The organism is Thermococcus paralvinellae, assembly GCF_000517445.1.
GTDB classification, from domain to species: Archaea; Methanobacteriota_B; Thermococci; order Thermococcales; family Thermococcaceae; genus Thermococcus_B; species Thermococcus_B paralvinellae.
The window spans coordinates 1,674,386-1,700,777 of sequence record NZ_CP006965.1; the positions used below are offsets into that span (position 1 = coordinate 1,674,386).

The following is a 26,392-nucleotide window of genomic DNA, read 5'->3' on the forward strand; positions in this document are numbered from 1 at the left end:
GTTTCAAAGAGCGGCTAAAAGAGAAAGGCCAACTATTACACCAATTATTATCATTAGGATTATGGCTATCACTATTGCAAAGAGCCATGCTATTATCGCTTTGCCCCAATCTGTATTAAAAACTGTTTTAACAATCCAGAGGAATGCTATTAATCCAAGCAGTCCTCCAATATAGGGGATTACTGCACCAACAATGGCTGAAACTATGAACCCACCAAGTGTTGCAATGAAAGCTTTTCCAAAGCTTGCATCTTCGATTTTTGCAAACTTAGCACCCAACCAAAGGAAGACTGAGTCTATTGCTATCACAACCAAAAATACAACTATTGCCATAGCTCCAAGAGCTCCAAACATTGCCATTGGTCCAGCTGGTGGCATCATAAATCACCTTATTTTGAAATAAACACTTCAAAGTTTATTAAGGTTTTTAATTTTCCAAAGAAACTTTCTGCGAAAAAGCTTTAAGCATTCTTCCTTAGGTGTTGAGGGGATTAAAATGCTCGAATCAATTAGGGAATTTTTATGGATTTACTTCATAAGGCCTATGTACACAAGGGAAGGATACAATCCATACAACACCCTCGTCTACGCAATTCTTCTAGGCTTAGGTGTCATATATTCCTATAAGTATATAATCAAACCTCTCAAGATTAAAGTTGATGAAAAGCTCTTCTGGGCTGTTACTCCCATGGTCGTCTTTGGAGCAACTGTCAGAGCGTTAGTTGATGGTGGAGTGCTGAAGCCAAATCCTCTGATTTTAACACCTGGGATATTCTTCACAGCATTTTTCCTGATTGTTCCTGCTTTGATAGCTGATGCAAAACTGAAAACATACCCAAAAGTCACAATAGCTTGGGGCACAATTTTGGCATTGTATGCAAACTATCTCCTTGTAACACACGTTAAAAGCTGGAAGCCTTATGAGCTTACAATTTTCTGGACGATAGTTTTTGTGCTCCCAGTTCTTGTTTTCTACAAGTTTAAGCCCTTTGAGAAGCTTTACCTATACCCTGTCTTAGCTCACCTCTTTGACATAGGTTCAACAGTTGTGGCAATACACTATTACGGCTACAGAGAAGTACACTGGCTTGAAAATATCCTCGTTACAAAATTTGGGGCATTCATTTACTACCCATGGATACTCTTTATCCTAATAGTCGTTTATTATGGGCTCAAGTGGCTTGTACCAGATGGGGAAGAAAGGAGATACTGGTATCTGGCAATTTACATTCTCGGCCTAGGCCCAGCAATAAGAGACCCAGCACAGATGATTTTACAGCTTGCAGGTTAGTCTTTTCTTAACTTTCTCCCCTCTTCTAGCTCTCTTCTCAAAGTCCTTGCCTCAAACTCTGCATTCTTAACCCTAAACACCTTTGCAATTCTCTCGACTGCTTCAAGCTTTCTAATTATGCCATCAAGCCACGTAAAGATGTCCCCGGGATAAAGAATCAGACCATATATCTTTCTGAAATACTCACTTATCTGAGTTGGATGCTTCCCTTCTCTCCTCAGCTCTATGATGCGGTCGCTTATTCTATGCATCGCATACTCAGTGCACTCTTTTTCTTCACACATAAAGAAATCTTGATAAATCGTGAAGAGCCTCTCTTGAGCATTTGGACTCAGCTCTGGGATAACTTTTTCAAGCTCCTCTAAAATCGAAGCAAAGCTTGGAGAAAAGATGTTAGCACTCAGCCTTCCTCTAACCGCCCCTTCCAGTTCTCTTTGCAAAGTTCCGCTTAAATAGACATTTTCAAAAGGCAAAAGCGTGATTGCAATCTCTCTTGGACTTTTCTTAGCTAAGTTTTCTCTAATGAACTGAGCTTCACTTGGCAGTAAAAAGCTCATGCTGACAGCTCTTCCGTAAGGTGTAACATTCACGAGCTTACCTCTGAGTTTAACAAAATCATACTCCTCAAGCTTTTCCAAAACCTTTTCAGCGCTTTGATTTGCGCCCAAACATTTGTTTTGAACTTCTTCTATATCATCCAAATATGAAAAAACACATGAGTGTGCCAAGACCTGATCCTGCTCAAGCTCATCGCTCCACTCAACATAAACAGGTTCAATAGGTGCTGTTAACAGCTTAAATGCAACTTCATCTTCCGTGCTTTCCATTTGAGCTGAGTATTTCTTCCCAGGCTCAATTATGAGATAAACCTTGCCCTTTTCATGATAGAGAGGTCTCCCAGCTCTTCCAAGCATCTGGTGAAACTCTCTAACGCTCAGCCACTTATTGCCCATTGCCAGGCTTTCAAAGATTACCTGACTCGCTGGAAAATCAACCCCAGCTCCTAAAGCCGCTGTAGTTACAACAACATCAAGCATCTGAGCTTGAAACTCCATCTCTGTGAGCTTTCTTTGATGATAAGGCAAGCCAGAGTGATAGGGTTTTGCTTTCAATCCTCTGCTTGTTAAAAATGCAGCTAGCTCATGGCATCTCTTCCTTGAAAAGGTGAAAACTATAGTCTGGCCTTTATAGCCCTGCTTCGACTTTCTCATAGCCTCAGCTTTAGCCAATTGGGCTATGTAGCGCCATTTTTCACTTTCATTTCTCGCTAAAATGACGTGCCTCTCTAAAGCCACTGGTCTCTCATCATAGACAACTAACTTAAGCCCAAGCTCCTTTGAAAGTTCTTCAGGATTTCCAATTGTAGCACTCAGCCCAATGAACTGAGCTTTTGGATAGAGCTTTCTTAATCTCGCTATGAGGCCATCCAATCTTGCTCCTCTCTCCTCGTCATCAATCATGTGAATTTCATCAATGACAATAGTCCCAACTTTTCCAATTTTTCTGCCAGCTCTCAATAAGTAGTCGATTCCCTCATAAGTTCCAACAATTATGTCGGCATCAATTCCCGTATCCACAACGACGAGCTCGTCTTTAGTCTTAATTCTGCTCATACCAACTCTAATCGCCACTCTTAAGCCAAGCTTAGAATATCTCCTTTTGAAATCCTCATATTTTTGATTTGCCAAGGCCACAAGGGGAACCAAAAAAAGCATTTTCTCTCCTTTTAACGCCTTAGTAACTCCAGCTAGTTCCCCTATAAGGGTTTTCCCGCTCGCTGTGGCTGAAACAATAAGAAGGTTCTCTCCTTTTAACAGACCATGCTGAATAGCTAAGCTCTGAACTGGTATAAGCTCCTTTACACCTTCTTTCTTCAACACATCTTTGAACTCTTCTGGAATTTTAAGCTCGTCAATACTTAGCTTTTTGACTTTAATTCTCTTCGGCTTAAGCTCATCCCATTTTGTAACTTCAGGATTTTTAGTTGGGTCAAATCTTGGATCAAAAACCATCAAAACTTTATCCAAATCCCTAAATCGTTGCAAAAGCTTCTTTGCTTGGTCAAACATTCCTAAACTCCTAAAGCGATACCGGAGCTCATTTTTAAGCTCTTCCTCTGCACACTTCTCACATATGTACTCGCTATGGAATTTTATTCTATTTCCTTCAGTTAATACCGTTATCTTTCCGTTAAGGAGGCAAAAACGGCAGAGGTGAGCTTTTTCGACCCTCTTATTTTGAAGCCTTACTCTAAAATATCCCTCCCACTCATCTGCATCTACTAAAACAATTCTCGCCTGTCTAAGCAGCTTTTCAATCTCTTTAGGATTTCTATATTGGCTTCCCTCAAGAACTTTAAACAAACGGTTGTCTCTCATAATTAACCGATAAATCCTATCAGCTTTCAAATTCTGCATTTGAGAAAGTTTCTCGGGTTCTTTCGCAATGTAATATGCTTCAAGCTCATTCTTTTTCCTGCCTTTTCTGATTACAAACAGCATTGAAATCACCTGAACTTATTGCACTACCTTCTCCTTCTTGAACGCCTTTCCTTATACAGGACAACCCCATTCTCCTTAAAAGCATCTATGATAACTGAGACTTTAGCCCTTTTCATGTTCTTTCCAAGGTATTTCGCAGAAAGATTCCTTACAAACTCTTTAAGCTGAGGGACGTCTTTAAAGTTTGCCCTTATTAAAATTTGGAATTCTCCAGTTTTTCTATAAACTCCAACAACATTGTCAAGCTGACTTATGTTGTATAACATTTTATCGACAGTTTCATTATCAACGAGAAGCTCAACTTCAATTATTGCCTGAACAAATTCGTTCAAAAAGGTTGGATCAACTATTGCAGAATACCCCTTAATAGCACCCAAATTCTCAAGTTTTTCTATTCTGTTCTTTATACTTGCCGGTGAAAGTCCAATTTTTCTTCCTAGCTCTGTCAGAGTAGCTCTGCCATTCTTCCGGAGCTCCCTGAGAATTTCTTCATCTTTTTCGTCTATGCCTACCATTTTCACCCAAACAAAATAGAAAGAGAAAGGTTATTATTTTTTCGCTATTCGATTGTATGGACTTGAGGTAAAGTAGAGAGTTTAATGGGAGCACCGAAAGCCCTGTCACCAGCATCTCCTAAGCCAGGCAAGATGTAGCCGTGGTCATTTAATTCCCTATCAATCTTTGCTACAAATATTTCTACCTCAGGATATGCTTCTTTAATCCTGCTTATTCCCTCTGGTGCTGCTAGAACTCCGAGAACAATCAAGCGCTTTGGAGTCCCGTACTTTTTAATCTCTTCAATTACCTTAAGCAAGGTTGAACCAGTTGCAATCATTGGATCAGTTATTATAACCGTGTCCTCTGGTTTTATCTGGGGTATCTTAACGTAGTTCATCTCTATCTCAAACTTTGGTGCCTTACCTCTTGATGCTGAAATTATACCAACTCTAGCATGTTCAAAAACCTTTATCAGCCCCTCCATAAGTGGAATTGCTGCTCTCAAGACCGTAACAATTACAACGTTCTTTCTATCCTTAACAATGATACCTTCCGTCTCTTCAAGAGGAGTTTCAACTTTAATTTTCTCTACTTCCATTGTTTTCGTTAATTCGTATCCCATGTACCTTCCTAGTTTTACTAATCCTTTTCTAAATGCTATTGAGTCCGTGTTTTTATCCCTAAGCTCTGTAAGAACCTCCATCAAAAAGGAGGAGTCCTCAAATGAGTAAACACCACTCCATCTTTTGTCCTCAATCATTACCCTCACCCCAAAACTTGATCTAAGATTATAGCAGTTAGAGCCCCAACGGCCATGCCGGATTCCAAAATGCTGGCTATGATTTTAGGGAAGTGCTCCAAAAATTCCGGAGGCAATTGAGGAGCACCCAATCCAACTATTAAAGCACTTGCAATTATGAGCATATTCCTATCATTTAACTCAACCTTATCCTTTATTAGCCTAAGCCCAGTAACGCTTATCATTCCGTACAACGCTATGGTTAATCCTCCTAAAACTGGTGCTGGAATTGAAGCTAAAATTCCCGAAAACTTTGGAATCAACGAGAGTAAGATTAGTATTAATCCGCCAATTTGAACAACCTGCCTGCTTGCCACTTTGGTTAAGGCAACCAAACCAATGTTCTCTGAGTAGCTCGTGGTTCCACATGCTCCTAAAAGACCAGCAATTGAACACGCTATGCCCTCGCTCATTATTCCCATATTGATGTTTTTGTTTGTTATGGGAGCTTCGCTTATGGCTGAGATTGCATGGTAATCTCCAACACTCTCGATTATGCTGACCATGAAGGCAAAGAGTAGTGTAACCACTGCAGTTATGTCGAAGACTGGAGCACCCCAAGGCAAAGGCTTTGGAATGCTGAAGAGTGGAAGCTCCTTTACCAAGCTTAGGTCAGCCATTCCCAACGCCAGACTTACTGAATAGCCAACGAGAGCTCCGACTATAACTGGCATTGCTCTCAGGGAACCTTTAGCCTTTAGAGCAACGTAAACTGTGGTTGCAAAGGTTATTAAGGCCACTAAGAAAGCCTTTGGAACGCTTTGCCCAGAGGGATCTGCAAAGTAGTTGAAAGTATATTTTACTGCAACATGAGCCAAGCTGAAGCCTATGAGCATTATTGTAACCCCTGTAACTACTGGAGAGAAGAGCCTCTTAATTCTCCCAACTATGCCCAAGCCACCAATTAATGCTTCTATAATCCCCCCAACAATCAATGCACCTTCCACAGCTGCTAGGCCTAAGCTCTTGCCAATGCTTATAATCCCTGGGATGAAGGCAAAGCTTGAGCCCTGAACAATTGGATATCTTGAACCTATTGTTGTTTGTAGGAGTGTTGCTATACCCATTGCCAAAAGAACCGCTTGTATCATCAGTGCAATTTCCTCAACGCTGAGCCCTATTGCAGTTCCAACAACAAGGGGCACTGTAACAGTTGCTCCAAACATTGCAAGAACGTGCTGGAAGCCCAAAAGAACTGCCCTCTTAGTCTCAACCTTCTCCTTAATACCAACTCTCATTCCATCCCCCATAAAAGCCCGCTCAATCTGTGTATGATTTTGTTTAAAAAGTTTTCGGATAATAAAAAAATTAACAAAAATATGTCAATCTCCTCTTTCCTCCGGAGGAACACTCTTCTCGGTTACAGGGATTATGCAGAGAAACTCAAAGGTCTCTGAATCTGGATTCTCATATCCGTGAGGCTCATTTGGAGGTATATACAGAAAGCTGCCCGGGACAACTTTCACTGTCTTTCTGCCGTTTGTTATGTAACCTTCCCCCTTAACTACAAATATTTCATGCTCCCATGGATGTTGATGAATAGGTATCCTTCCATCCTTCTTAATTACAAAATACCTCATTGCAAAGTTCTTTGCTCCAACTTTCGGAGAAACGAGCCATCTAATTGTTGTTTTCTCAACCCCTTCTATTGTAACTTCCTTTTCTTCCACATCAAGATAATGCCCAACGAACATTTCTGTCACCCAAAGGTCTTTAAGTTTTGAACTACTTAAGGGTTTTTGGTGAAAAACATGAGAAAGCTTTTCGTGTTGCTTTTAATAGGACTAATTATCTTCTCAGCAGGATGTACCCAGAAAGGAACAACTTCAACAGAGACTACTCAAATTGCAACCCAAGAAAAGTCAAGTGAGACACAAATAACAACTTCCACACCAACACAGACTCAAGCTCAAGGAATTAACTTCAAAGAGTACAAGCGTGGTGAGATAATCGGAAATTGGTGGAAGCTTTTTGATACAAGTGTAGTTTATGTCAGCAAGGGATATGAAGACTTAGCAAAGCACTACTTTCCAAATGCTCAAATAAAACCTGCAAGTGAGTTTGATAAAGGAATTGCAATTTTAAGCCCAAAAGATGCAAGAGAGCTTTTGAGAGGAAAGCCAATGCTGATTACAATCAACGACTATTTCGGCTATGTCCTTTACAAAGTTGGATACAAGTTCGTTGGACAGGATATGGGGATGATTGTGGCATACAAAGAAGACAACAAAGACAGGCTAATCTTTACAGGTAATGGAAAAGCCGGAACTGGAGCAGCATTGAAATATGCACTCGAAATTAAAGATGGAAAAAGAGAGCCAAAGGCAACATATATTCTGAGAAGGGGAGATTTTGAGGGCGTTGTGCTGAAAGAAATAGGCGACAACAACTGGAATGGAATTCCGGAAAGTGGAGAATACTGGATAATCAACGAAATTTACTTTAAGGAGCCATTTATTTACAACTGGCGCATTGTTAATGGGAAAAATGTAACGGTTAGTGGAGGATTCATCAGATACGTTAACGGCTCAAGAGTTTACATCTACGCTTTGAGCTTTAATGTGAGTGTTGAAGTTAAAAACGGAAATGGAGCAGAGATAACTTACGTTATCGAAAACATAAACCCAAGTATTATGGAGATTCCAGAGAATGCAGAAACTGGGAATACTTGGATTAAGTTCACTACAAATGAGGAACACTTTGTAATTCAAGCAAAGAATCTCGAAAACTTCACCTTCTTTGCTTTTGGTGACCACAGGCCTGGAAGTGGAAAGAAAGTCCCAGAGATGTTCTTGAAGGTTAGAGATGCCATGAACAATGACAGTGGGATATTCATAATTGACGGCGGAGACTTAATTTATTCCGGAAAAGTTGAGGAGTGGGGAGAGCTGTTTAAAGCTTGGAAGTTCAATAAACCCGTTTTCATAGCAGTAGGCAACCACGAGTACCAGGGAGAAGGAGTTAACATATACCACAAATACTTTGGACCAACAGATTATTCCTTTATCCTTGGAAACTACTACTTCATTTTCATGAACAATGTTCAAAATGGATACTCCCTGAGTGCTTCTCAGTGGAAATGGCTCGAAAATGAGCTTGAAAAAGCAAAGAAACTTAACAAGAAGCCAATAATTGTTATGCATACACCTCCAGTTGACCCAAGACCCGGAGGAGACCATTCAATGAAGCCAAGTGAGGGGGAGAAGTTACTTAATCTTATGAAAGAATACAACGCCTTTGGAATATTCAGCCACATTCACATCTACTGGTACGGAGAAAAGAACGGGGTCTACTTTGTAGTAACCGGTGGGGGTGGAGCTCCGCCATATGCTAAGCCTGACGAGGGAGGATTCTACCATTATGTCAAGATTTCTGTGGATGGGGGAATCCAGGTTGAACCTATAAAGGTCAGCTGATCCTTTTCCTATTTTTATTAACGAAAAGTTCTTAAAGTCATAATGCAGAAAAACAATAGGAGGAGGTGGGAATATGCAACCTCCAAAGAAAAAGAAAGTTGAAGAGATAGAGGAAGAAGAGTTCTTCGAGGAAGAGGAATTTGAAGATTGGGAAGAGGACTGGGAAGAAGAGTGGGAAGAGGAAGAATGGGAGGAGGATTGGGAAGAGGAGGAAGAGTGGGAAGAAGAGGAATGGTGAGCTTTTTATTTTTGCACCTTTTCTATATAGTCTATATAGATGAGTGTATTTAGCTATATTCTATTTCGACAACCTATTTATATGCTCCAACTGACGGTTTCTTGGGTGGGGATAAGTGCTCGAGACCCTTACAGATCCATGGCTTTTTATCACGATCGCTGTTGGTCTTTTCATGGCCTGGGCAATAGGCGCAAATGATGCTGCAAATTCCATGAGCACTGCTGTTGGAGCTGGAGCAATAACCCCAAAGCAGGCGGTCATAATTGCTGGGATTTTAGAGTTCACTGGAGCTTATTTCTTTGGAAAGAGCGTTACAGAAACTATAAGAAAAGGTATAATCGACCTCTCCCAAATAACAGAGCCAACCGTTCTAATCTACGGTTCGATAGCAGCTTTGCTTGCAGCTGCTTTGTGGCTTCTCATAGCAACAAAATTCGGGTTGCCAGTATCAACAACACACTCTATCATTGGTGGAATAGTTGGATATGGGATTGTATATGCAGGTCTGGGGATAGTCAATTGGGGCAAGATGGCTCAAGTGGTTGCCAGCTGGATTCTCTCGCCAGTTTTTGGAGCAATAATGGCATTTGTAGTCTTTAAAGCGATCTCAAAGACAATCCTCCAAAGCTCTACTCCAGTAAAAAGTGCCAAAACCCACTCTCCAATCTGGATTGGGTTAGCGTTCGTTGTGATTGGGGCAATGTTCTACATAAAAGTTATGCATGGGAAATCCTTGCTGACAGCAATCGTAAAGTTTGGAATTCCAGCAGGATTTGTAGCATTTATCATAAGTTTTGTGGTTTTAAGACGGAATTTCAAATCTGATGATCCATATATTGGAGTTGAGATGATATTTAAGAAAGTCCAAGTTCTAACATCAGCTTATGTTGCTCTATCCCACGGAGCCAATGACGTTGCCAACGCAATCGGCCCAGTGGCAGCTGTTTATGCTGTCGCCACAATGGGGCTAGCTGGAATGAAAGTCCCAGTGCCGAGATGGATTCTGGCAATGGGTGGTTTAGGAATTGCGGTTGGTGTTGCTACATACGGTTACAGAGTCATGGAAACTGTAGGGAAGAAAATTACAGAGCTGACAAATACAAGAGGATTCAGCATTGACTTCTCAGCAGCAACTGTCGTTTTAATTGCATCATGGCTTGGACTTCCAATTTCAACCACACACACAGTAGTTGGAGCAGTCATTGGTGTAGGGTTAGCAAGGGGAGTAAAAGCAATAAACAAGGACATTGTTAAAGATATAATAATTTCATGGTTTGTAACTGTGCCAATAGCCGCTATTGTCAGCGGGATAATATTTAAGATTTTGATGGTGATGTAAAATGCAAGTTTGGACTAAGCTCTTTGCGAAAAGCCCGTTTAAGCCTTTAATAAAGCACGCTGAAGTCGTGTTAGATACCGTGGAAACTCTTGAGAGAGCTCTTGAACTGTGGTATGATAAAAAATATGACGAAATGGAAAAAGTAGCGATTGAAGTTGACAACTTGGAAGATATTGCAGATAGGATTAAAGAAGAAATTAGAGACAGCTTAACAACAAAGCTCTTCATGCCAGTAAACAGAAATGACATTCTTGAGTATCTTCACATGCAAGATAAAATAGCAGATGCTGCTGAAGACACTGCAAAGTGGTTGCTCATAAAAAGGCCCAAAGAGATCCCAGAAGAAATCAAAGAAATTATCTTGAAGATGGGAAAGGAAAGCATTAAAGCTGCAAAGCTCGTCCACAAAGCAATAGTCCAGATGGATACTGTAATTGAGAGCGGGTTTAGTGAAAAAGAAATCGAAAAGGAATATGAGCTGATAAAGGAGATAGAAAGTGTTGAGAACAAAATAGATGGGCTTGACACAAAGCTCATGAAACTGGTTTTTGAGAACGAAGATAAACTCAGCTGGGGGGATGGGTTTTACATCTTAAATATAGCAAGAACGCTCAGCAACATCTCAGATAAGGCCAAGGACTCAGCAGAGAGAATAAGGCTTATGATGAACAAATGAAGAAGGAAAGCATCAGATTGCAATCATTGTTGACGTCATCTGTATTTCAGGCATTTTTCTTATTTTTTCTGTTATGAACTGGTCTAAGTCCTTGAGTGTGTCTGTCTCAACTTTAACAATCAAATCGTACTCTCCGTAAACCACGTAAGCTTCTTTAACTTCGGGCATTGCCAAAAGTTTCTCCATAACTTCTCTTTCCTTTCCAGCGGCTGTCACCATTAAAATAAATGCTGTCACCATGTCTACCACCAATTTATAGTTTGTTTCCTGAGATATTTAAGGCTATCGGAAAAGTGAATACAGATTTATGAATCGTGTCAAAATTTAGCTGAATTCTTTAAAAATAGTACTAATTTAAGTCCAAAGATATATATTTCAAACCTAACTATCTACTGAAAATGGGAAGTGCCATGATTGAGCATCTGATCAGCGGAGAAGAACTACAAGAGTTTGGGTATTTCATGAGAAAAAAAGGAATAGAAGAACTCATCTTTTATTCAAAGGGAACCACAAGCCTAGTTTTTCTTGGAAAATTCCAAGGAAAGAAGGTTGTTGTGAAGCTTGAGAGAGAAGACACTCCACGCAAGAATTTCAAAAGAGAGGCAGAGATCCTGAAATTGCTTGAGGGACATGACATAACTCCAGAACTTATAGACTACGGAATCTTTAGGGGAAAGGAATACTTGGTGAGAGAGTTCGCTGAGGGAGAACCCCTCCTATATGCAGATGTTGAAAAACACCATTTAATCGAAATTGCAAAGAAAACCCACAAGCTCGATGTTCTTGGTATAGATCATGGCCAAATTCAGGGGGGAAAGCATATTATAATTGGGAACGCTGTGTGGATAATTGACTTTGAAAAAGCCAGCACGAGGAGAAAGCCCAAGAACTTAACATCTGCCATGGCAATGCTGTTTTTGAATGAAAATGTTATATCAAAGAGAATTCGAGAGAAATTCAGGATAAATGATGAATTCCTAGTAGAATTGAAAAAAGCTTTGAAGGAATACAAAGAAAGCAAAAATGTCAAAAAGATTTTAACTCTTATTTCCAGCCTTTAATCTGTCAACACCATATATTGCTAGAGGAATAACAACAGCCATTGCAATCAAACCTATTCTGGGATCTGCAAAATACTCAAAAGCCAATATTACGAAAACTGTTAACCCCATCATTAAGAATAAATCCTTGTCAAACAGCCTTGACTTAGCCAAGATGTTCTGTTCCCTTGCTATATATGCTAGATAAAATGGAATCCCTAGAGCAGCAATGACAATTCCAGCATATGTTCTCAAGATTACCGAAACTATAAGACCAATGAATAGGATTAAACCAATTCTATATTCTACCTTCATATTTTTTCCACCTCACAAAAAATGGTTAAATTTTAAATACTTTTAAAGATTCCCTAAATATAGGTGGTAACGTTATGAGTAAAATCGAATGGAATGAGAAAACTTTTGCTAAGTTCTCTTATTTGAGCGATGTAAGAATCTCAAAGGACGGAAAGCAGATAGCATATGTTCTTACAAAAGCAAACCTCAAAGACAACAAATATGAGAACACAATCGTCATTGAAGACCTTGAAAGTGGAGTTAGAAAGTTTGTAGAAGATGCGTCAATACCTCGCTTCTCTCCAAGCGGGACAAAGATGAGCTTTGTAAGACCTAATGAAGAGAAAAAGATAAGCGAACTATGGCTTGTTGATTTAAGATCAATGAGCGCCAAGAAGCTCATGGAGGTTAAGAATATCCTCAACGTAAGCTGGAGCGACGATGATAGGCGTTTGCTAATTACCGGCTTCAAGAGGAGAGAAGATGAGGACTTTATATTTGAGGATGACGTTCCAGTGTGGTTTGACAGTAAGGGCTTCTTCGATGGCGAAAAAACAACTTTCTGGATTTATGACACTGAAGGAGAAGAGATTTTAGACGAGTTCACAACTGATAAATTCTCCTCTGCAATCTGGCATGGAGATGAGATAATCTACAACGTTCCTCACAGAGAAAACAACAAGCCTCAGTTCTTCAAGTTCTACGACATATACCGCTATAAAGATGGAGAGAGGGAAACGATATTCGAAAAAGTTTCATTTGCAGCAATTGACTCCAATGGAAAAGAAGTTTTGCTCATAGGGAAGCCAAGGAAGGAAAAAATCAGTGAGCATGATTACCTCTACCTTTGGGATGGTAAAGAAGTCAAGCCATTGACAGAGCGCTTTATTTACAACAACTGGGACGGAAAGCTCGATGCTGAAGGAAACCTCTACTTCTTGAGTCCAAGAGAGGGGAGGGTTTCATTATATAAGCTCAGTGATGATGAGCTAACTCCAATAGTTGATGAGAACGCTTGGGTCATGCAGTTTGATGTGAGCAACGATGGAAAAGTTGTTCTTCTAAAGCAGACAGACACAAAGCTCAGCGAAGTGTTCCTCTGGGACGGAGAGCTCAAGCAAATAACTGATTACAATGGTCCAATTTTATCGAAGCTCAAAACGAGACCAATAAGGCACTTCCGCTTTAAGTCCCTTGATTTGGAGCTTGATGGATGGTATATCAAGCCTGACATCAAAGAAGGTGAAAAAGCTCCTGTTATAGTGTTCGTTCACGGCGGTCCAAAGGGGATGTACGGCTATTACTTCAAATACGAAATGCAGTTAATGGCTGACAAAGGCTACTACATAGTTTTCGTCAACCCAAGAGGAAGTAACGGTTACGATGAAGATTTTGCCTTGAGAGTTCTCGAAAGGACAGGCTTAGAGGACTTTCAGGATATAATGAATGGAATTGAGGAATTCTTCAAACTTGAGCTCCAAGCTGACAAAGAGAGAGTAGGAATCACGGGAATAAGCTACGGCGGCTTTATGACGAACTGGGCATTAACCCAGAGCGATTTGTTCAAAGCAGGAATAAGTGAAAACGGCATAAGCTACTGGTTGACAAGCTATGCCTTCTCAGACATAGGCTTATGGTTCGACAAGGAAGTTATCGGCGACAATCCACTCGAAAACGAGAACTACAAAAAGCTCAGCCCATTGTTCTATGCACAAAACGTTAAAGCACCAATACTAATCATCCACAGCCTCGAGGACTATCGCTGCCCACTCGACCAGTCGGTGATGTTTTATCATGTGCTTAAGGACTTGGGAAAAGAGGCTTACATTGCAATCTTCAAGAGAGGCGCTCATGGGCATAGCATAAGAGGTTCACCAAGACACAGGGCAAAGAGATACAAACTCTTCATGGAGTTCTTTGAGAGAAAGCTGAAGAAATATGAGGAAGGCTTCGACGTCGAGAAGATTTTGAAGGAAGAGAAGGGAGAGAATTGATATCACCCAAATTTCCTCCCCACAACGCCCAAAGCTTCCTCTACCCTCTTCACATTTTTGAAGCCAACTTTTCTCAACCTTTCCATAACTCCTCTCTGCAAATCTTTTCTCCTAAATTTCTTTCCGGGGTTGCCGACATAGTGGAAAATCCTTCCTCCAGGCTTAAGAACTCTAAAGAGTTCAGCATAAAACTCCTCACTGTAAAGCTCACCAGCCAATGAAAATCGCGGCGGATCGTGGATAATCACATCAAACGTCTCATCCTTAAACTTTCTGATAACCTCAAAAACATCTCCTTGAATTACTTGAATGTTTTGGGAGTGAAAGACCTCATAGCTCCAAGGATTTAGCTTAGCAAGCTCAATAACGTTTGGGTCTTTTTCTACAGTTATCACATAAGCCCCCCTCTTTGCGCTCTCTATTGCTGTGTAGCCCAATCCCATGCAGGTGTCAAGGACAAATTCGTCTTCCTTTGGCTCAACAGCTTTAATTTTAGCCCTTGTATCCCAAAGAGGATTTGTATCCTTAGTGCGATGCATCCTTATTCCATTAATCTCTATCGTTGGCGGGATCGTTGGAACAAGCTTGTAGAAGTGCTCGCCAGCAATAGCAGCTTTAAAAACATGTCCATTCTTCACGAAATAAACTGTGCCATCATCTTTTGCTATCTTCTCGATGATTTCCTTCTCAACTTCACTCCCATCAGGAAAAATTATCCTGTCTTCTTCAACTTTTATGACAAAAGTTCTGTTTGTTTTCCTCAAATCGAGGTTTAACCTAACCTCGCCCTTTGAGAGCAGAAGCCTACGTGCCTCCCTAAATGTTAAAAAATAGGCTTGAAACTCAGGCTTCAAGTAAATCACCTTAGAAAAACAAAAGAGGGGAAGTTTAAAAATCCATCCCTAACCAACAACCCTTTCAAAAACCCTCTCGAAGTTCTTGAAAGCTATTGCTTCAATTTCCTTTTTGCTGAACCTCTCATTCAACTTTTCCAAAAGTACCGGGATTTTACTCTCATTCTCAAATCCTTCAACGCTCTCTCCTTTCCAGCCTTTCAGATAATACACAAAGTCAAAGCCCAGGCCAACATGCTTGTATCCGGCTAAATCAACCATGTAAGCGATGTGCTCAACATATTTATCAAGCGTTGGCTTTTCTTTGTCAACAAAGCTTGGAATCGCCACAGCTCCGATGACTCCGTCTCTCTCAGCTATCGCCTTAATCTGCTCATCTGTCAAATTCCTCTTATTGTTACAGAGAGCTTTTGCATTTGAATGAGAAGCTATAACTGGAAAGGCTGTCGTTTCAAGAGCATCCCAGAAGCCCTTCTCGTTTATGTGGCTTAAATCGATCACTATTCCAAGCTCCTCGGCTTTTCCAAGAACTTCAACTCCAAAGTTAGTCAAGCCACCGTTAGTTCTCTCAAAGACACCATCCCCTATTGCATTTCTTAAGCTCCATGTTAATGTTAGAACCCTCAATCCAAGCTCGTAAAATATCTCAAGCAAGTCCAAGCTGTCTTCTATTGGCTCTCCACCCTCCAAGCCAAGCCATAGAGCAACCCTACCGTTTTTTATGGCATTTCTCATCTCTTCAACAGTGGTTACAACTGCAAACTTTTCGCTTTCAAGGACATCTTTGTAGAGCTGGTTTATAACCTCAAGTCCATATCTCAAAGCTTGATGCCTTCTATCTGGTCTTGTCCAAACTGCCATAACACGAGCTTTTATATGATCTCCAAAGAACTTCCCGAATTCACTATCAAGAACTCTATTCTTTCCTTCTTTTCGCATATCATAAATATAAGTGGGCAAATCAGAATGGGCATCAAAGATCATGCTATCACCAAGAGAAGAACGAGTTTGAAATATTTAACACTATACCTACAAAAGCAGCGATACCAATAAACCACCACTCCTAAACACTCTTATAAACCCCTCAAAACTAATAGTATTTCCGAACACATCTAGCTGATAAACGGTGATAAAAATGCTCACCTTAGCGTTATACAACTCATATGACCCTAAGAGACTCCATGAGGCACATTTAAGGGCAATTGCCAGAGCAGCTCCAATTTGCTATGCATTCGATTTTCACTTAGCACTGGTTGGATTCCCATTTAATGAGAAACCTCTCGACTTGGCAGAGAGAATATCTGAAAATACAACAATTGGAGAAGGAGGAAAATACCTTCTTGAGCTTGCTAAGAAAAATAAGTTCCATCTGTTAGAATTTCCAAAAAGAGGGTTTCCACCCCAATTTGGCAATATAATAGCAACAACCAGAAAGCCCAATGAGGATAAAGAAATAACTGCCATAGAAGTTGCTAAAAGAGCCCTAAAAGGAGAGAGCTTTATGTTGATTGTCGGCCTGGGAAGACACGGACTTCCAAAGGAAATCTTTAAGTTAGCCGAGTACCACTTGGATATAACAGATGGCAGAAGAATAAGCCTAGAAACATGCACTGCCATAGGAGCAATCCCGACTAAAATTAGAACCTTAATGGAGGCGCTAAAATGGATGAAAAGATAAAAAACTGGAAAAATGACCTTGCATTCATTATAATCTCACTAATTGTTGTATTTGCAATACATAACGGACTAAAAATAGTCCTGCACACCGATTCACCCCTTGTCATAGTTGTAAGCGGTTCAATGGAGCCCGTGTTTTATAGGGGCGATGTCGTGCTTCTCAAAGGGGTTAAGCCAGAGGATATAAAAATCGGTGATGTAGTTGTGTACAAAAGGCCATACACTAAGTATCCTATAATCCACAGGGTTAGGGCAATTGAAAAGCTTGTGTTGAATGGTAAGGAAGAGCTTTGTTTTGTTACTTGGGGAGACAACAACCCTGCACCTGATCCGTATCCATATGGTGGAAAAATTCTGCCGTGTGTTCCACAGGAGGCCGTTGAGGCAAAAGCTCTGCTCGTCTTTCCAAAGATTGGTCTGATTCCGCTGGAAATCAGGGAAAGGCTAGGCTTAACTTGAATATTTCGGGATGATGTGAGGGTAGGTAGCTGAGCTGTGATGACCTAATCGGCCCCTGACCGCTCAGTGGTGACCGCTTTCATCACCCTTCAGAAGGGCTTAGGCTTCATCATCGCACATCTTTTTAAGCTCTAAATTCTTTTTAATTTTGGTGATATAATGAGGTTCATTCCACTAATTATCGCCCGTCCTGAAGTTCAAATGGCAATTGACGAAGCCATAATGAGAGCCCGCATAGAAGGAAGAGTCGAAGACACTGTTAGATTGTATGTTTTCAAGCCAAGCTCAATAACTATCGGCAGATTTCAGAGTGTTGAGCATGATGTTAACTTAGAGAAATGCCAAGAGCTTAACATTCCAGTTGTGAGGAGGATAACCGGCGGAGGGAGTGTTTTCCACGACGCTTATGGAGAGATAACTTACAGTGTTGTAGTTAGCGAGGATTTGCATTCAGATTTAAGAGATATATACAAAAGCTATCGCTTGCTAGCTTCTCCCTTAGTTGAAGCTTTGAAGGAACTTGGAGTTAAAGCTGAGTTTTCTGGATTGAATGACATAACAGCAAATGGGAAGAAAATCAGCGGTTCTGCACAAACGAGGAGAAAAGGAGTCATTCTGCAGCATGGAACCTTTATGTATGCAACGAGGCTTGATATTCTAGCCTCAGTGCTGAAAGTCTCAAAGAAAAAGCTTGCCGATAAAGGAGTAAAGAGTATCTGGGAGAGGGTTACGACGCTTGAGAGGGAAGGGATAAAGCTCAGCAGAAACGATGCTTATGAGCTTTTAAAGGAGAAGTTTTTCGAAGAATTTCCGCTTGAAGAAGGTGAACTTACAGATTATGAGCTTGAACTCGCTGAAAAACTGATTGAAGAGCGTTATGGGAGAGATGAGTGGAACTTCATGAAATAAAGAGGTATGCTCCATGAAAAAGCTCAAAATTTACATTCCGGGCATTAAATTTCCCTCAATTTCACTCACTGGAAACTATTGTTCATTAAACTGTGCCCATTGCGGGAAACATTACTTGGAGGGAATGCTGAAGGTTACCCGCTCATCTTTAGTTGAATACTGCAAAAGCCTGGAAAGAGAAGGCTATGTAGGCTGTCTTCTCAGCGGAGGGCTTGATAATAGATTAAAAGTCCCCCTTGACAAGTTTGCTGAGGAGATAAAAGCTGTTAAGAAGAAAACCAAATTAAAACTCAATGCTCACGTTGGCTTCATTGATGAAAAAGATTTAGAGTGGATTAAATACGTTGATGCAGTCTCTCTGGATTTCGTCGGGGCTGATGAAGTGATAAAAAGAGTATACAAAATTGACAAAACTGTCAAAGATTATCTCAAAATTTTAGACATCTTAACAGAAAACGACGTTAGAGTTGCACCGCATATAACCATCGGACTCGACTTTGGAAAAATTTGGTGGGAGTATAAAGCAATAGACATGCTCGCTGAATATCCAATAGATGTCCTCGTTTTGGATGTGCTGATTCCAACGAAAGGAAGTGAAATGAAAAACGTTGAAAAGCCAAGCGTTGAAGAGAGTTTAAAAGTTGTTAAGTATGCAAGGGAAAAGTTTGATGGAGAGCTAAGCATCGGCTGCATGCGCCCTCTTGGAAAATGGCGCTTAGAGTTCGACAAAGGTGCAATTTCAGCCGGAATTGATAGAATAACGAATCCTCCGAGAAAAGTTATTGAATGGGCTAAAACCATTAGAGATGTTGAGATAATCTACGAATGTTGCGTGATGTAGGAGGTGAAAAACATGCCCTACCTAATCATTGAGCATCTTGAGGAGATAAGCGAGTGGCTCTGGCTTGAATACAAGCATGTAAGCGAGTGGTGGAAGGACAAGCTGATATTCACCAATGTTAGAGAAGATGAGAGGGAAAAGCTCGCAAAATTGGGAAGTGTTTTGACAGAAAGCGTTACAAAATTTCCCTTTGATAGGTCAAAGATTATAGTTCTGGATTTGCAGGCAGAGGAAGAGCTCAAGCCCGAAGATATAGAAGAGGACACAATAATCGTTGTCGGAGGGATTCTAGGAGATGCAGTACCGAGGGGAAGGACAAAGGAGTTCATAACTTCAAAGATGGAAGGCGTGAAAGTCAGACACATCGGAAAGCCGCAGTATTCAATTGATGGAGCTTCAATAGTTGCAAAGCTGATTGCTGAGGGGAAAAGACTTGAAGAGATTGAATACAAGGAAAATCCAACGATAAAGCTTGATGAATTCAGTGAAATCACTCTGCATTATGCCGTCCCAAAGCTGAATGGAAAGCTTTTGCTTACGCCGGGGTTGATAGAGCTACAAAAGAGGGAACTTGGATATTTTGATGAAGAAGAAATTAGCGACGAGGAGCTTGAGGAGTTCTTTGAAGGGAAGAGAGAGCTTTAAGATTTCTTCCACTTCTCACTAATCCTCTCTATCTCCTCACTAACCCTTTTTCTGTCTTTCTTATCAACAACCAAGAAAATTTCCTGAACACTGCCATCGCTCTTCGCTAAAAGCTTTAATCCTGTCAGTGTTTCTCTGACAACCTTAATCTCAAAGCCCCGAGAATCACTTGCGTAGATTCTCCCCGGGATTACTTTCTTAACTCCCTCTATCTCTGCAATCTCTTCCAGGACCGGCAGAATACCTTTGAGGAGATGATGTTCAAGCTTTACCTTGAACTTTCTTCCCATTTTGCACCCTCCAATAGTAAATATGTTTTAAATTAATTTGAAATTGACGACACTTTTATAAAGGATAAGTGGAGTCATTTTTATGGTGGTGTGAATGTTCCAAAAAAGGCATGTGTTCACCACATTAATAATGTTTCTGCTTGCACTATCTGCAATTCCTGGTGTGAATGCCTTTAACGGCAATACCATAATGCTCAAGATAGAGTCTAAGCCCAGCAATGCAGTTGTTATTATTGAAGGCATTAACAAAACGTTTAAGACCCCAGCAGTAATCGAGCTTCCAGCAAGAAGCTGGATAATAAAGATCTCCAGTGGCAATTATACTGTTTTGTACAATTTAACCCCATCTCGGGGTGAAAGGTTCATTAAGATGGTCGTTTATTTCGGAAGGATAGATTTAGCAGTAAAAGGCCCTTTTAAAAATATAACCGTAAAATACGGCTTCAACATAACAGTGCCAACAAAAGAGGAGGAATATGTACCTCCAGTTGCTGCCCCATTTTGGGATGAAGAGGTATGCGGTGGAATAATAATGTTCGGGCCGAGGAATCCCCCCATGGTCATATACAAATATGACAACAGAGATCCATATTATCAGCTCTTCCTCAATAGCACTCCTTCAATTGAAGAGTACAGAGGGAGAAAAGGCTGCAAAATGATAGAGATGATATACTACTTCGGCAATGACAGCGCGATGGCAAGAGGCTTTCCTTACCGCAAGGCAAGTTTCATAGTGCACAATTCTTTACTCTCCATAGACACTCAACCTGAAAATGCCACCGCATATATCTTTGACTTTCATCGATTTGGAGAGTGGTTCACTCCTTTTGATGTTTTAGTTCCTGTGATAATGGAGCCACAGCGGAATGTTAGCCTAGTTCACTACGACTTTGAACTTAGAAACCTCACCACCACTGTAATCCCCCACATCCCTGAACTCCACACCTACAAGATTTCCCTAGGCCACAATGGTTATCCTTTCTTTGAGGGATGGGTCGAACTAAGGCCTGACCAAAGCTATAACATAGGCGTAAACTTCAACATCCTTAAGTCCGCTCTAACTGTGAATGGAAACGAAGTGGAGATGCAGGTCCCAAAAACGAAGAAAATCAAATACTACCTCCCAAACACTACTCTGCTGGTTATTAATTCCACCGTCGCATTGGACGTATATATTGACGGAAGCTACGTCGGAAAAACACCATTTAAAGATGAAGTTCCCAGCGGAGAACACGATATACTCCTAAAATTTGGAAGCTACGTAGTATACCACAAGAAACTTAATATCGGTTATGGAGGGCGGTTCAGGCTAACGGTTTACACGGCTTACCTAGAGAGAGCCTTGAAGATAGTGCCATCATGATATTCATAAGAAAACCGTCGTGCTTTGCCTTCTTTTTGTTAATTTTGTCCAAGCCAGCCACAATGAGGCCAAATCTATTAGAGTTGGACGTGGAGAGGAATTCTACAACCAACGTACTCTTCTCTTTTAATAAAGGTCAAAGACATACTAAAAATTTAAAGGCTTTTATTGTTTTCTTTTCAAAATCAAGAGACTCAGAAAAAGTAGCAAACCCGGACCGCATATTTTGTTGTTCGCACGAGAGGCATTTGCTTCTGAGGAAGTTCTGACTGGACATGGACATTCGCTCTTGATGACAACTTTTGGAGCCAATGGCTTGAAGTATTTCCCATCTGGGAGAAAAAGAGGAATTGGCTTGAGGGTTCCATTGTACAGGAATGCATAGACTGGTTTAAACTCGCTCAGCTTGAAGTCATAGACCACGAATTCCGAGTTGGACAAGGGGGAGGTGAAGCTTAGTTTGCTTGAAAACGTGCCGTTGTAAATGCAGTATTCATAATTCATCGTTGGAGGAAGAATTAGCAGAGCATCTTTCATGAAGACGCCAGTTAAAAACTTCAACTCCTTAGAATCGTAAAGATAGGGCAAAAGTTCTTTGGAAGGTATTTTATAAGTTCTGCTACCATTCGAAAACACCAGTATATCGTTCTCAAGCTTTCCCTGAGTTACAGACGGTCGTTTGGTTCCCAATACAACCCATCTTTTCACAACAGGAACCTCAATCATTTCCGAATCGCTTAAAGCGAACCTCCTCGTCCCGTTGGGACAGCTGACTATAAGGTTTCTTGAGCTCAAGTCAAACGTGCACTTTGATGTTACAGGTACTTCTCCGATTTTTCTCATGGTGCAGCCCAGATGGTAAATGGTAAGTTTATTTGATGTCATGGTAGCAATGTATGGAAAAACGAACTTAGACTTCCCTGGTACATCCCCGAGCCTTTGAAAGCAGCCATTGTATGCCCTATAAATCACACCCGAGAATAGATACGTCCCATTTTCAGAGGCAAAAGCCTTGACATTGTAAGCATATGTCACGTAGTAGACACCACTGTCGTTTGCATAGAAAACGATGTAGTGGCAACAGTCCTCTGGAACCTCATTGTAGCAGCAAGGCTGGGGAGCACACAGAGGGTCTATCATGGTCGGAGTCCACTCAATGAGGATTATAACATCGTTACCAGTTCCCACAATTGAGGAATACACATAAGAAAAGCCGTCAGCTGAGGACAGCGGAACTATAAGAAGAACGAGCAGAGTAGGAACTAATCTATTCATGTTACCACCATTCGGCATTGAAGTATAGCATAGGTTAAAAATTTTGGTAAAAAGGTAGGTAGTCAACATACTCAAACATTCAAATTCTGCCTCAGAGATATTCTTAACTTACATTTCTTTTCAGCAAAGAGCACTAGGCCCTCTTCTTTACCTTTACTGCAACTCCTCTTCTCGCTTTAACCATCTCTTCACCGCTTAGAACAGCCTTTCCAACTGCAACAACCTGTTCATCTCTCACAACAGCAACCAAATCATCCGGTCTTATTTTGCTATCAGCCTCATTCACACCAACGGCAAACACGTCTCCCCTCAAATCGAAGTCAATCCTAACATAATAGCTCTTTGTCGCATCATATATCCTTTGCATTCCATAAGGAGCTATGCTTATCACACCATCTTGGAATGTTCCAGTTTGCCTGCCCTCGACGAAAATCCTCAGCATCCTTGAGCCTTTAATTTGAGCATCATCTGGAAGAACAGCAGCTCCAGCCCCAATACCGAAGTAGAAGTCAAAGATCTTCCTAATGTTCTCATAGAACCGATAAGTTCTATCTTCTTTTCCAGCCTTTAAATCTAAGCCGAGTTCTTCAAGGGTTTTCTTCAAAGCATTTAGACTTTCTCTTGACGTTGTGCCATTTTTAACGGGGACAAAAATTATTTCCTTTCCGCTCATTTCGCTTGCTCTCTTTGCAATCTCAACGTAAGCCTCATCGAGGTGAGCAACTATTGGAATATCAGGATACTTCTCAAGGGTTTTCGCCAAAAGCTCTGCTGCTGAGCTTATCTCTTCCTCACTCCAGTGCCCAGTGACAACTATATCGTACTTAGCTAGCCACTCCCACTCCCTTGGAACAACGCCGAAAGGACTCGTCAAGATGAGCTCGTGAATTTTATAAATTCCAGAACCTAAAGCCTCTTGTAGAGCTTTTCTGTATAGAGTGTGGCTCCTTGACCTTGAATAAGGCTTTTTAGCCGAGCATGGGAACAAAAGCAGAAGCTCAGCTTTTGGAGGGTAAAATCTTTCTATCACTCTCTGGTGCCACCTTTTAACTTCGGGTCTGCTTTGAGAAGCATCACTGATAAAATAGACAGTTTCCTTTTGAATTGGGGTGTACTTTTCGAGATAGTCGCTATGCTCTTTATCAGCTATCCTTAAAATTCCTGCATGGCTTTGGGTGTAGAAGAAGTTCTCAACTAAATATCTCAGCTTGCCTTCTTCAAGGGCTTTTCTCACAAGGGATATAACTTTTTCAGCAAACTCTAAAGAATTTTCCCCTTCTTCCCAGAGCAAAGGTGAATACATAGTGAAAGCTTTTTTGTGAAAATCATACAGCTTTAGAGAGCGGGTGTCAAAGGCATCAACACCAAGATAAACTGCCAAAGGATAAAAGAAAGGTTCTAAATCAGTGATTATCATTAAATTAGGATCTTTTTCCCTAATCATCCTCAAAGTCTGCACAAATCTGCGGTAGTCTTTAACCAAAATCTTTGAATTGCCCAAATAGACGGCGTCAAAGCTGTTGTTAGCTAAAATTTCATCTAAAAACCTCTCAAGCCTTTCAACATCTCTAATCGCTGGGAGATAAAAAGCGTTGAAGTTTGAATAATCAATGTTAGTTAAACGAGAAAACGCTTTTTCCACAATCTCGCTTGGCGTGTAAAAGCTTATCGGAATGGAAGGGGCTAGGTTGAAGTCATATTCAGAAAAGTCTTTCGGATAGAAGTAGGAATTGAAGGGAGATAATGTAAAGTCTACATTCACCAAAGCAGGTGTTCTGAAAGATTTATCCTTTAACCTAACTAACCCTAACCTTCCAGGACCTTCGTGTTTGAGGATTTCCATGAATCACACCAAGTTGTATCTCTGCAGCAGCAGAATTTCATCCAACGTGAGCTTTTCACCGCGCTTGAACTTCTCCAATGCCTCAACGGCTTTCTCGAATGTTGCGTCTCTCTTTGCTCTCATTCTTGCAACGAGCTTGTAAGCAATTAATTCCTTGTGCTTTTCATCGTATTCCATTATCCTTCTTTCGACTTCTCTGAGCTGTCTTCTGATTTCTCTTATTTTCTCTCTAAGTTCAACAACCTTCTGGTGGTATTCATCTGCTTCCTTCTTTATCTCATCTGCTTGCTGATAAGCTTTAATCATCTGCTCATGGAACTGCTGGCTTTGATTTGCTAGTTTCTGGATCTCCAAGCTTATTGCTCTTCTTGCCTTCTTCAAGCTCTCAACTTTTTTCCTAGTCTCCTGAAGCTTCTGATGAAATCTCTCAGCTTGCTGGATTATCTCAAGCTCCGTCGCTAAAACCTGAATCTGATCAACAATCTGCTTTTCTCTCTCGGGAGTTATGTTGGGATTAGTTTGCAACTCCCATTCGAGCTTCTCAATTCTCTCCTCAATTTTCTCCTTGGGCATTCTAAGCCTTCTCAGCTGATTATATTCATCTCTCTTAGTTCTATACTCAAGGATCTCCTGATAAAGAAGGTCAAGCTTTGCATTGATTTCTTCCCTGTTCTTCTTAAGCTCTTGTATCTGTTTGTTTACTTCATCTCTCTTTTGCTTGTATTCTCTAGCCTTTTGTCTAAGCTGCTTAACCTCATTATTCTTTTCATCTCTCTTCTGTATCCAAATATTCAACTCCTTTTGAAGCTCCTCAAGCTTGGCTTGAATTTCTCTCTTCTCCTTTTCAAGAGCTTCAATCTCTGCTTTTATTCTCTTAATTTCCTCTGGATCTACTTTTACTTGCATGGTATCTTCCCCTTCCCCAATTTTAGAACAGTTACTCATTCTCTCACCCTTATTTAAGCCTCGCTATGTGAAAAGTAAGAAGTAAATAAAAACTTTTTGGCTCCAAATGGAGAGTTTATAAATTTGGTTAATCTAAAACTGCCAGAGTAAGGTTTATTTTATATTATTTACACTGAGCTTTCTGTTGTTAAAGAATAAGCAGAAGTAATGCTTTAAAAAGTTAAAAGCGCTAAAAAGCTCACTCTTTGACAATTTGAGTTCCAGTTTTGCCCTCCAATGCTTCAACTGCTTTATCAAGTGCAGCAATGACAGCTCTTTCACCGCCCCATTCTACAAATCTTATTGCTGCAAGAACTTTAGGCCCCATACTGCCCTTCTTGAAGTGTCCCTCTTCATAATACTTTTTGAGCTCATCAACTGTAACTTTATGGAGCCATTTTTCATTCGGCTTTCCATAGTTTATTGCTGCCCCATTCACATCCGTGAGAATCATGAAGATATCGGCATTAACAACCTCAGCCAACTTTTCTCCTGCCAAATCCTTATCAATTACAGCCTCAACACCTTTGAGCTGTCCGTTTTCCTCTATGACAGGAATTCCTCCACCACCGGAGGCTATGACAATGAAACCCTTTTTGACCAAATCTCTGATTATGTCCTTCTCAATTATATCCTTGGGATCCGGTGATGGAACAACCCTTCTCCATCCCCTACCAGCATCTTCTACAATAACCCATCCCTTCTCTTTGGCAAGCTTTCTGGCTGTTTCCTCATCGTAGAATGGCCCAACTGGCTTAGAGGGGTTTTGGAAAGCCGGATCGTTTTTATCAACCAAAACCTGGGTTACAACTGTTGCAACAGGCTTGTAAATCCCTCTCCGCTTAAGCTCGTTGGTTATAGCCTGTTGTATCATATAACCTATCTGCCCCTGAGTCATAGCCCCAGCAACATCCATTGGCTGAGCCGGAATTCCATACAGTTGTTGCCCAGCATCCATGTGGAGAAGCAAAGCCCCAACCTGAGGACCGTTCCCATGAGTGATTACAACCTCATAATTGTTGTCAAGAATTATATCAACAATCTGCTTTGCAGTTTTTCTTACATTTTCCATTTGTTCTTCATAAGTTCCCTTTTGACCCCTCTGAAGAATAGCGTTTCCGCCTAGTGCGATGACGACTCTCTTTCTCATAATACTCACCTCTGAATAGATTTTCAAAATATTTGATAAAAGAGTTTGTTAGCGA

Annotated in this window: 28 protein-coding genes; 13 read left to right on the forward strand and 15 right to left on the reverse strand. The window is 40.8% G+C overall.

Annotated features, from left to right (window positions below; genetic code table 11):
• Positions 1 to 3: 3 nt before the first annotated feature.
• Entirely contained in the window at positions 4 to 378 is a 375-nt protein-coding gene (locus tag TES1_RS09200; protein ID WP_042682143.1) for a hypothetical protein, read from the reverse strand.
• A 118-nt stretch (positions 379 to 496) separates the two neighbouring features.
• On the opposite strand from TES1_RS09200, the gene TES1_RS09205 reads away from it, so the two are divergent.
• Positions 497 to 1,291 (forward strand): DUF63 family protein, encoded by a 795-nt coding sequence (locus TES1_RS09205; RefSeq protein ID WP_042682145.1) that lies wholly within the window; start codon positions 497 to 499, stop codon positions 1,289 to 1,291.
• On the opposite strand, the gene TES1_RS09210 is transcribed toward TES1_RS09205, so the two are convergent.
• The 5 genes from TES1_RS09210 to TES1_RS09230 form a co-directional block, all read right to left on the reverse strand.
• The gene (locus tag TES1_RS09210) at positions 1,288 to 3,792 is read right to left on the reverse strand and encodes a DUF5814 domain-containing protein (protein ID WP_042682147.1); all 2,505 of its coding nucleotides are present in this window, start codon (positions 3,790 to 3,792) and stop codon (positions 1,288 to 1,290) included. The genes TES1_RS09205 and TES1_RS09210 overlap by 4 nt on opposite strands.
• A gap of 23 nt (positions 3,793 to 3,815) precedes the next feature.
• Positions 3,816 to 4,307 carry an Lrp/AsnC family transcriptional regulator gene (locus TES1_RS09215; RefSeq protein WP_042682149.1) on the reverse strand — a complete coding sequence of 164 codons (492 nt, stop codon included), beginning with the start codon at positions 4,305 to 4,307 and terminating at the stop codon, positions 3,816 to 3,818.
• A gap of 44 nt (positions 4,308 to 4,351) precedes the next feature.
• The gene (upp, locus tag TES1_RS09220; RefSeq protein WP_042682151.1) at positions 4,352 to 5,050 is read right to left on the reverse strand and encodes a uracil phosphoribosyltransferase; all 699 of its coding nucleotides are present in this window, start codon (positions 5,048 to 5,050) and stop codon (positions 4,352 to 4,354) included.
• Positions 5,051 to 5,055: 5 nt separating this feature from the next.
• Complete coding sequence (locus tag TES1_RS09225) at positions 5,056 to 6,327, reverse strand: uracil-xanthine permease family protein (RefSeq protein ID WP_394296074.1); 1,272 nt, start codon at positions 6,325 to 6,327, stop codon at positions 5,056 to 5,058.
• Between the two features lie 84 nt (positions 6,328 to 6,411).
• Positions 6,412 to 6,783 carry a cupin domain-containing protein gene (locus TES1_RS09230; RefSeq protein WP_042682155.1) on the reverse strand — a complete coding sequence of 124 codons (372 nt, stop codon included), beginning with the start codon at positions 6,781 to 6,783 and terminating at the stop codon, positions 6,412 to 6,414.
• A gap of 57 nt (positions 6,784 to 6,840) precedes the next feature.
• On the opposite strand from TES1_RS09230, the gene TES1_RS09235 reads away from it, so the two are divergent.
• The 4 genes from TES1_RS09235 (at position 6,841) to TES1_RS09245 (ending at position 10,758) form a co-directional block, all read left to right on the forward strand.
• Positions 6,841 to 8,505 (forward strand): metallophosphoesterase family protein, encoded by a 1,665-nt coding sequence (locus tag TES1_RS09235; RefSeq protein ID WP_042682157.1) that lies wholly within the window; start codon positions 6,841 to 6,843, stop codon positions 8,503 to 8,505.
• A 73-nt stretch (positions 8,506 to 8,578) separates the two neighbouring features.
• A complete protein-coding gene (locus TES1_RS11040) occupies positions 8,579 to 8,743 on the forward strand; it encodes a hypothetical protein (protein ID WP_167886323.1) in 165 nt (54 codons plus the stop codon).
• 172 nt (positions 8,744 to 8,915) lie between these two features.
• The gene (locus TES1_RS09240) at positions 8,916 to 10,082 is read left to right on the forward strand and encodes an inorganic phosphate transporter (protein WP_051408253.1); all 1,167 of its coding nucleotides are present in this window, start codon (positions 8,916 to 8,918) and stop codon (positions 10,080 to 10,082) included.
• A 1-nt stretch (position 10,083) separates the two neighbouring features.
• Positions 10,084 to 10,758, forward strand: a complete 675-nt coding sequence (locus TES1_RS09245; protein ID WP_042682162.1) for a TIGR00153 family protein — start codon at positions 10,084 to 10,086, stop codon at positions 10,756 to 10,758.
• 12 nt (positions 10,759 to 10,770) lie between these two features.
• Here TES1_RS09245 and TES1_RS09250 read toward each other — a convergent pair whose 3' ends face one another.
• Positions 10,771 to 10,998: an Lrp/AsnC family transcriptional regulator gene (locus TES1_RS09250; RefSeq protein ID WP_010884736.1), complete on the reverse strand. Its 228-nt coding sequence runs from the start codon at positions 10,996 to 10,998 to the stop codon at positions 10,771 to 10,773.
• A gap of 170 nt (positions 10,999 to 11,168) precedes the next feature.
• Between TES1_RS09250 and TES1_RS09255 the strand changes: the two genes are divergently transcribed.
• The gene (locus TES1_RS09255) at positions 11,169 to 11,819 is read left to right on the forward strand and encodes a serine/threonine protein kinase (RefSeq protein WP_042682165.1); all 651 of its coding nucleotides are present in this window, start codon (positions 11,169 to 11,171) and stop codon (positions 11,817 to 11,819) included.
• On the opposite strand, the gene TES1_RS09260 is transcribed toward TES1_RS09255, so the two are convergent.
• Complete coding sequence (locus TES1_RS09260) at positions 11,796 to 12,113, reverse strand: hypothetical protein (RefSeq protein WP_042682167.1); 318 nt, start codon at positions 12,111 to 12,113, stop codon at positions 11,796 to 11,798. The genes TES1_RS09255 and TES1_RS09260 overlap by 24 nt on opposite strands.
• 74 nt (positions 12,114 to 12,187) lie before the next feature.
• Here TES1_RS09260 and TES1_RS09265 point away from each other — a divergent pair, with 74 nt between their 5' ends.
• Positions 12,188 to 14,086: an alpha/beta hydrolase family protein gene (locus tag TES1_RS09265; RefSeq protein ID WP_042682169.1), complete on the forward strand. Its 1,899-nt coding sequence runs from the start codon at positions 12,188 to 12,190 to the stop codon at positions 14,084 to 14,086.
• 2 nt (positions 14,087 to 14,088) lie between these two features.
• On the opposite strand, the gene TES1_RS09270 is transcribed toward TES1_RS09265, so the two are convergent.
• Together TES1_RS09270 and TES1_RS09275 are read right to left on the reverse strand one after the other, a co-directional pair.
• Positions 14,089 to 14,940, reverse strand: coding sequence for a class I SAM-dependent methyltransferase (locus TES1_RS09270; RefSeq protein WP_042682171.1), 852 nt, complete (start codon positions 14,938 to 14,940; stop codon positions 14,089 to 14,091).
• A gap of 48 nt (positions 14,941 to 14,988) precedes the next feature.
• Complete coding sequence (locus TES1_RS09275; RefSeq protein WP_042682173.1) at positions 14,989 to 15,924, reverse strand: dipeptidase; 936 nt, start codon at positions 15,922 to 15,924, stop codon at positions 14,989 to 14,991.
• A gap of 151 nt (positions 15,925 to 16,075) precedes the next feature.
• On the opposite strand from TES1_RS09275, the gene TES1_RS09280 reads away from it, so the two are divergent.
• From TES1_RS09280 to TES1_RS09300, 5 genes are all read left to right on the forward strand, one after another.
• Complete coding sequence (locus tag TES1_RS09280) at positions 16,076 to 16,618, forward strand: DUF531 domain-containing protein (RefSeq protein ID WP_042682175.1); 543 nt, start codon at positions 16,076 to 16,078, stop codon at positions 16,616 to 16,618.
• Positions 16,603 to 17,076 carry a signal peptidase I gene (locus tag TES1_RS09285; protein ID WP_042682176.1) on the forward strand — a complete coding sequence of 158 codons (474 nt, stop codon included), beginning with the start codon at positions 16,603 to 16,605 and terminating at the stop codon, positions 17,074 to 17,076. The genes TES1_RS09280 and TES1_RS09285 overlap by 16 nt, the downstream gene beginning before the upstream one ends.
• Positions 17,077 to 17,235: 159 nt before the next feature.
• Entirely contained in the window at positions 17,236 to 17,985 is a 750-nt protein-coding gene (locus TES1_RS09290) for a lipoate--protein ligase family protein (protein WP_042682178.1), read from the forward strand.
• 13 nt (positions 17,986 to 17,998) lie between these two features.
• Positions 17,999 to 18,826, forward strand: coding sequence for a radical SAM protein (locus tag TES1_RS09295; protein ID WP_042682180.1), 828 nt, complete (start codon positions 17,999 to 18,001; stop codon positions 18,824 to 18,826).
• Between the two features lie 12 nt (positions 18,827 to 18,838).
• Positions 18,839 to 19,471, forward strand: coding sequence for a hypothetical protein (locus TES1_RS09300; RefSeq protein ID WP_042682181.1), 633 nt, complete (start codon positions 18,839 to 18,841; stop codon positions 19,469 to 19,471).
• On the opposite strand, the gene TES1_RS09305 is transcribed toward TES1_RS09300, so the two are convergent.
• Positions 19,468 to 19,761, reverse strand: coding sequence for a DUF2103 domain-containing protein (locus TES1_RS09305; protein WP_042682183.1), 294 nt, complete (start codon positions 19,759 to 19,761; stop codon positions 19,468 to 19,470). The genes TES1_RS09300 and TES1_RS09305 overlap by 4 nt on opposite strands.
• 94 nt (positions 19,762 to 19,855) lie before the next feature.
• Between TES1_RS09305 and TES1_RS09310 the strand changes: the two genes are divergently transcribed.
• Complete coding sequence (locus TES1_RS09310) at positions 19,856 to 21,124, forward strand: PEGA domain-containing protein (protein WP_042682185.1); 1,269 nt, start codon at positions 19,856 to 19,858, stop codon at positions 21,122 to 21,124.
• A gap of 165 nt (positions 21,125 to 21,289) precedes the next feature.
• On the opposite strand, the gene TES1_RS09315 is transcribed toward TES1_RS09310, so the two are convergent.
• The 4 genes from TES1_RS09315 to arcC all read right to left on the reverse strand — a co-directional run bounded on the left by TES1_RS09315 (position 21,290) and on the right by arcC (position 26,337).
• Positions 21,290 to 22,399 carry a CGP-CTERM sorting domain-containing protein gene (locus tag TES1_RS09315; RefSeq protein ID WP_042682187.1) on the reverse strand — a complete coding sequence of 370 codons (1,110 nt, stop codon included), beginning with the start codon at positions 22,397 to 22,399 and terminating at the stop codon, positions 21,290 to 21,292.
• Between the two features lie 133 nt (positions 22,400 to 22,532).
• Positions 22,533 to 24,242, reverse strand: coding sequence for an archaeosine synthase subunit alpha (arcS, locus tag TES1_RS09320; protein ID WP_042682188.1), 1,710 nt, complete (start codon positions 24,240 to 24,242; stop codon positions 22,533 to 22,535).
• A 3-nt stretch (positions 24,243 to 24,245) separates the two neighbouring features.
• Entirely contained in the window at positions 24,246 to 25,148 is a 903-nt protein-coding gene (locus TES1_RS09325; protein WP_042682859.1) for a coiled-coil protein, read from the reverse strand.
• A 238-nt stretch (positions 25,149 to 25,386) separates the two neighbouring features.
• On the reverse strand, positions 25,387 to 26,337 hold the full coding sequence (gene arcC / locus TES1_RS09330; protein WP_042682190.1) for a carbamate kinase: 951 nt from the start codon (positions 26,335 to 26,337) through the stop codon (positions 25,387 to 25,389).
• Between the last annotated feature and the right edge of the window lie 55 nt (positions 26,338 to 26,392).

What these genes read in the sequence shown, in the direction of transcription:
- TES1_RS09230 (WP_042682155.1), bottom strand. Translation starts at nt 6,783, where the DNA reads ATGTTCGTTGGGCATTATCTTGATGTGGAAGAAAAGGAAGTTACAATA.
- TES1_RS09265 (WP_042682169.1), top strand. Translation starts at nt 12,188, where the DNA reads ATGAGTAAAATCGAATGGAATGAGAAAACTTTTGCTAAGTTCTCTTAT.
- TES1_RS09290 (WP_042682178.1), top strand. Translation starts at nt 17,236, where the DNA reads ATGAGGTTCATTCCACTAATTATCGCCCGTCCTGAAGTTCAAATGGCA.
- TES1_RS09245 (WP_042682162.1), top strand. Translation starts at nt 10,084, where the DNA reads ATGCAAGTTTGGACTAAGCTCTTTGCGAAAAGCCCGTTTAAGCCTTTA.
- TES1_RS09210 (WP_042682147.1), bottom strand. Translation starts at nt 3,792, where the DNA reads ATGCTGTTTGTAATCAGAAAAGGCAGGAAAAAGAATGAGCTTGAAGCA.
- TES1_RS09215 (WP_042682149.1), bottom strand. Translation starts at nt 4,307, where the DNA reads ATGGTAGGCATAGACGAAAAAGATGAAGAAATTCTCAGGGAGCTCCGG.
- upp (WP_042682151.1), bottom strand. Translation starts at nt 5,050, where the DNA reads ATGATTGAGGACAAAAGATGGAGTGGTGTTTACTCATTTGAGGACTCC.
- arcC (WP_042682190.1), bottom strand. Translation starts at nt 26,337, where the DNA reads ATGAGAAAGAGAGTCGTCATCGCACTAGGCGGAAACGCTATTCTTCAG.
- TES1_RS09200 (WP_042682143.1), bottom strand. Translation starts at nt 378, where the DNA reads ATGCCACCAGCTGGACCAATGGCAATGTTTGGAGCTCTTGGAGCTATG.
- TES1_RS11040 (WP_167886323.1), top strand. Translation starts at nt 8,579, where the DNA reads ATGCAACCTCCAAAGAAAAAGAAAGTTGAAGAGATAGAGGAAGAAGAG.
- TES1_RS09250 (WP_010884736.1), bottom strand. Translation starts at nt 10,998, where the DNA reads ATGGTGACAGCATTTATTTTAATGGTGACAGCCGCTGGAAAGGAAAGA.
- TES1_RS09260 (WP_042682167.1), bottom strand. Translation starts at nt 12,113, where the DNA reads ATGAAGGTAGAATATAGAATTGGTTTAATCCTATTCATTGGTCTTATA.
- TES1_RS09235 (WP_042682157.1), top strand. Translation starts at nt 6,841, where the DNA reads ATGAGAAAGCTTTTCGTGTTGCTTTTAATAGGACTAATTATCTTCTCA.
- TES1_RS09205 (WP_042682145.1), top strand. Translation starts at nt 497, where the DNA reads ATGCTCGAATCAATTAGGGAATTTTTATGGATTTACTTCATAAGGCCT.
- TES1_RS09240 (WP_051408253.1), top strand. Translation starts at nt 8,916, where the DNA reads ATGGCCTGGGCAATAGGCGCAAATGATGCTGCAAATTCCATGAGCACT.
- TES1_RS09300 (WP_042682181.1), top strand. Translation starts at nt 18,839, where the DNA reads ATGCCCTACCTAATCATTGAGCATCTTGAGGAGATAAGCGAGTGGCTC.
- TES1_RS09280 (WP_042682175.1), top strand. Translation starts at nt 16,076, where the DNA reads ATGCTCACCTTAGCGTTATACAACTCATATGACCCTAAGAGACTCCAT.
- TES1_RS09315 (WP_042682187.1), bottom strand. Translation starts at nt 22,399, where the DNA reads ATGAATAGATTAGTTCCTACTCTGCTCGTTCTTCTTATAGTTCCGCTG.
- TES1_RS09255 (WP_042682165.1), top strand. Translation starts at nt 11,169, where the DNA reads ATGATTGAGCATCTGATCAGCGGAGAAGAACTACAAGAGTTTGGGTAT.
- arcS (WP_042682188.1), bottom strand. Translation starts at nt 24,242, where the DNA reads ATGGAAATCCTCAAACACGAAGGTCCTGGAAGGTTAGGGTTAGTTAGG.
- TES1_RS09225 (WP_394296074.1), bottom strand. Translation starts at nt 6,327, where the DNA reads ATGAGAGTTGGTATTAAGGAGAAGGTTGAGACTAAGAGGGCAGTTCTT.
- TES1_RS09285 (WP_042682176.1), top strand. Translation starts at nt 16,603, where the DNA reads ATGGATGAAAAGATAAAAAACTGGAAAAATGACCTTGCATTCATTATA.
- TES1_RS09295 (WP_042682180.1), top strand. Translation starts at nt 17,999, where the DNA reads ATGAAAAAGCTCAAAATTTACATTCCGGGCATTAAATTTCCCTCAATT.
- TES1_RS09325 (WP_042682859.1), bottom strand. Translation starts at nt 25,148, where the DNA reads ATGCAAGTAAAAGTAGATCCAGAGGAAATTAAGAGAATAAAAGCAGAG.
- TES1_RS09275 (WP_042682173.1), bottom strand. Translation starts at nt 15,924, where the DNA reads ATGATCTTTGATGCCCATTCTGATTTGCCCACTTATATTTATGATATG.
- TES1_RS09305 (WP_042682183.1), bottom strand. Translation starts at nt 19,761, where the DNA reads ATGGGAAGAAAGTTCAAGGTAAAGCTTGAACATCATCTCCTCAAAGGT.
- TES1_RS09310 (WP_042682185.1), top strand. Translation starts at nt 19,856, where the DNA reads ATGTTCCAAAAAAGGCATGTGTTCACCACATTAATAATGTTTCTGCTT.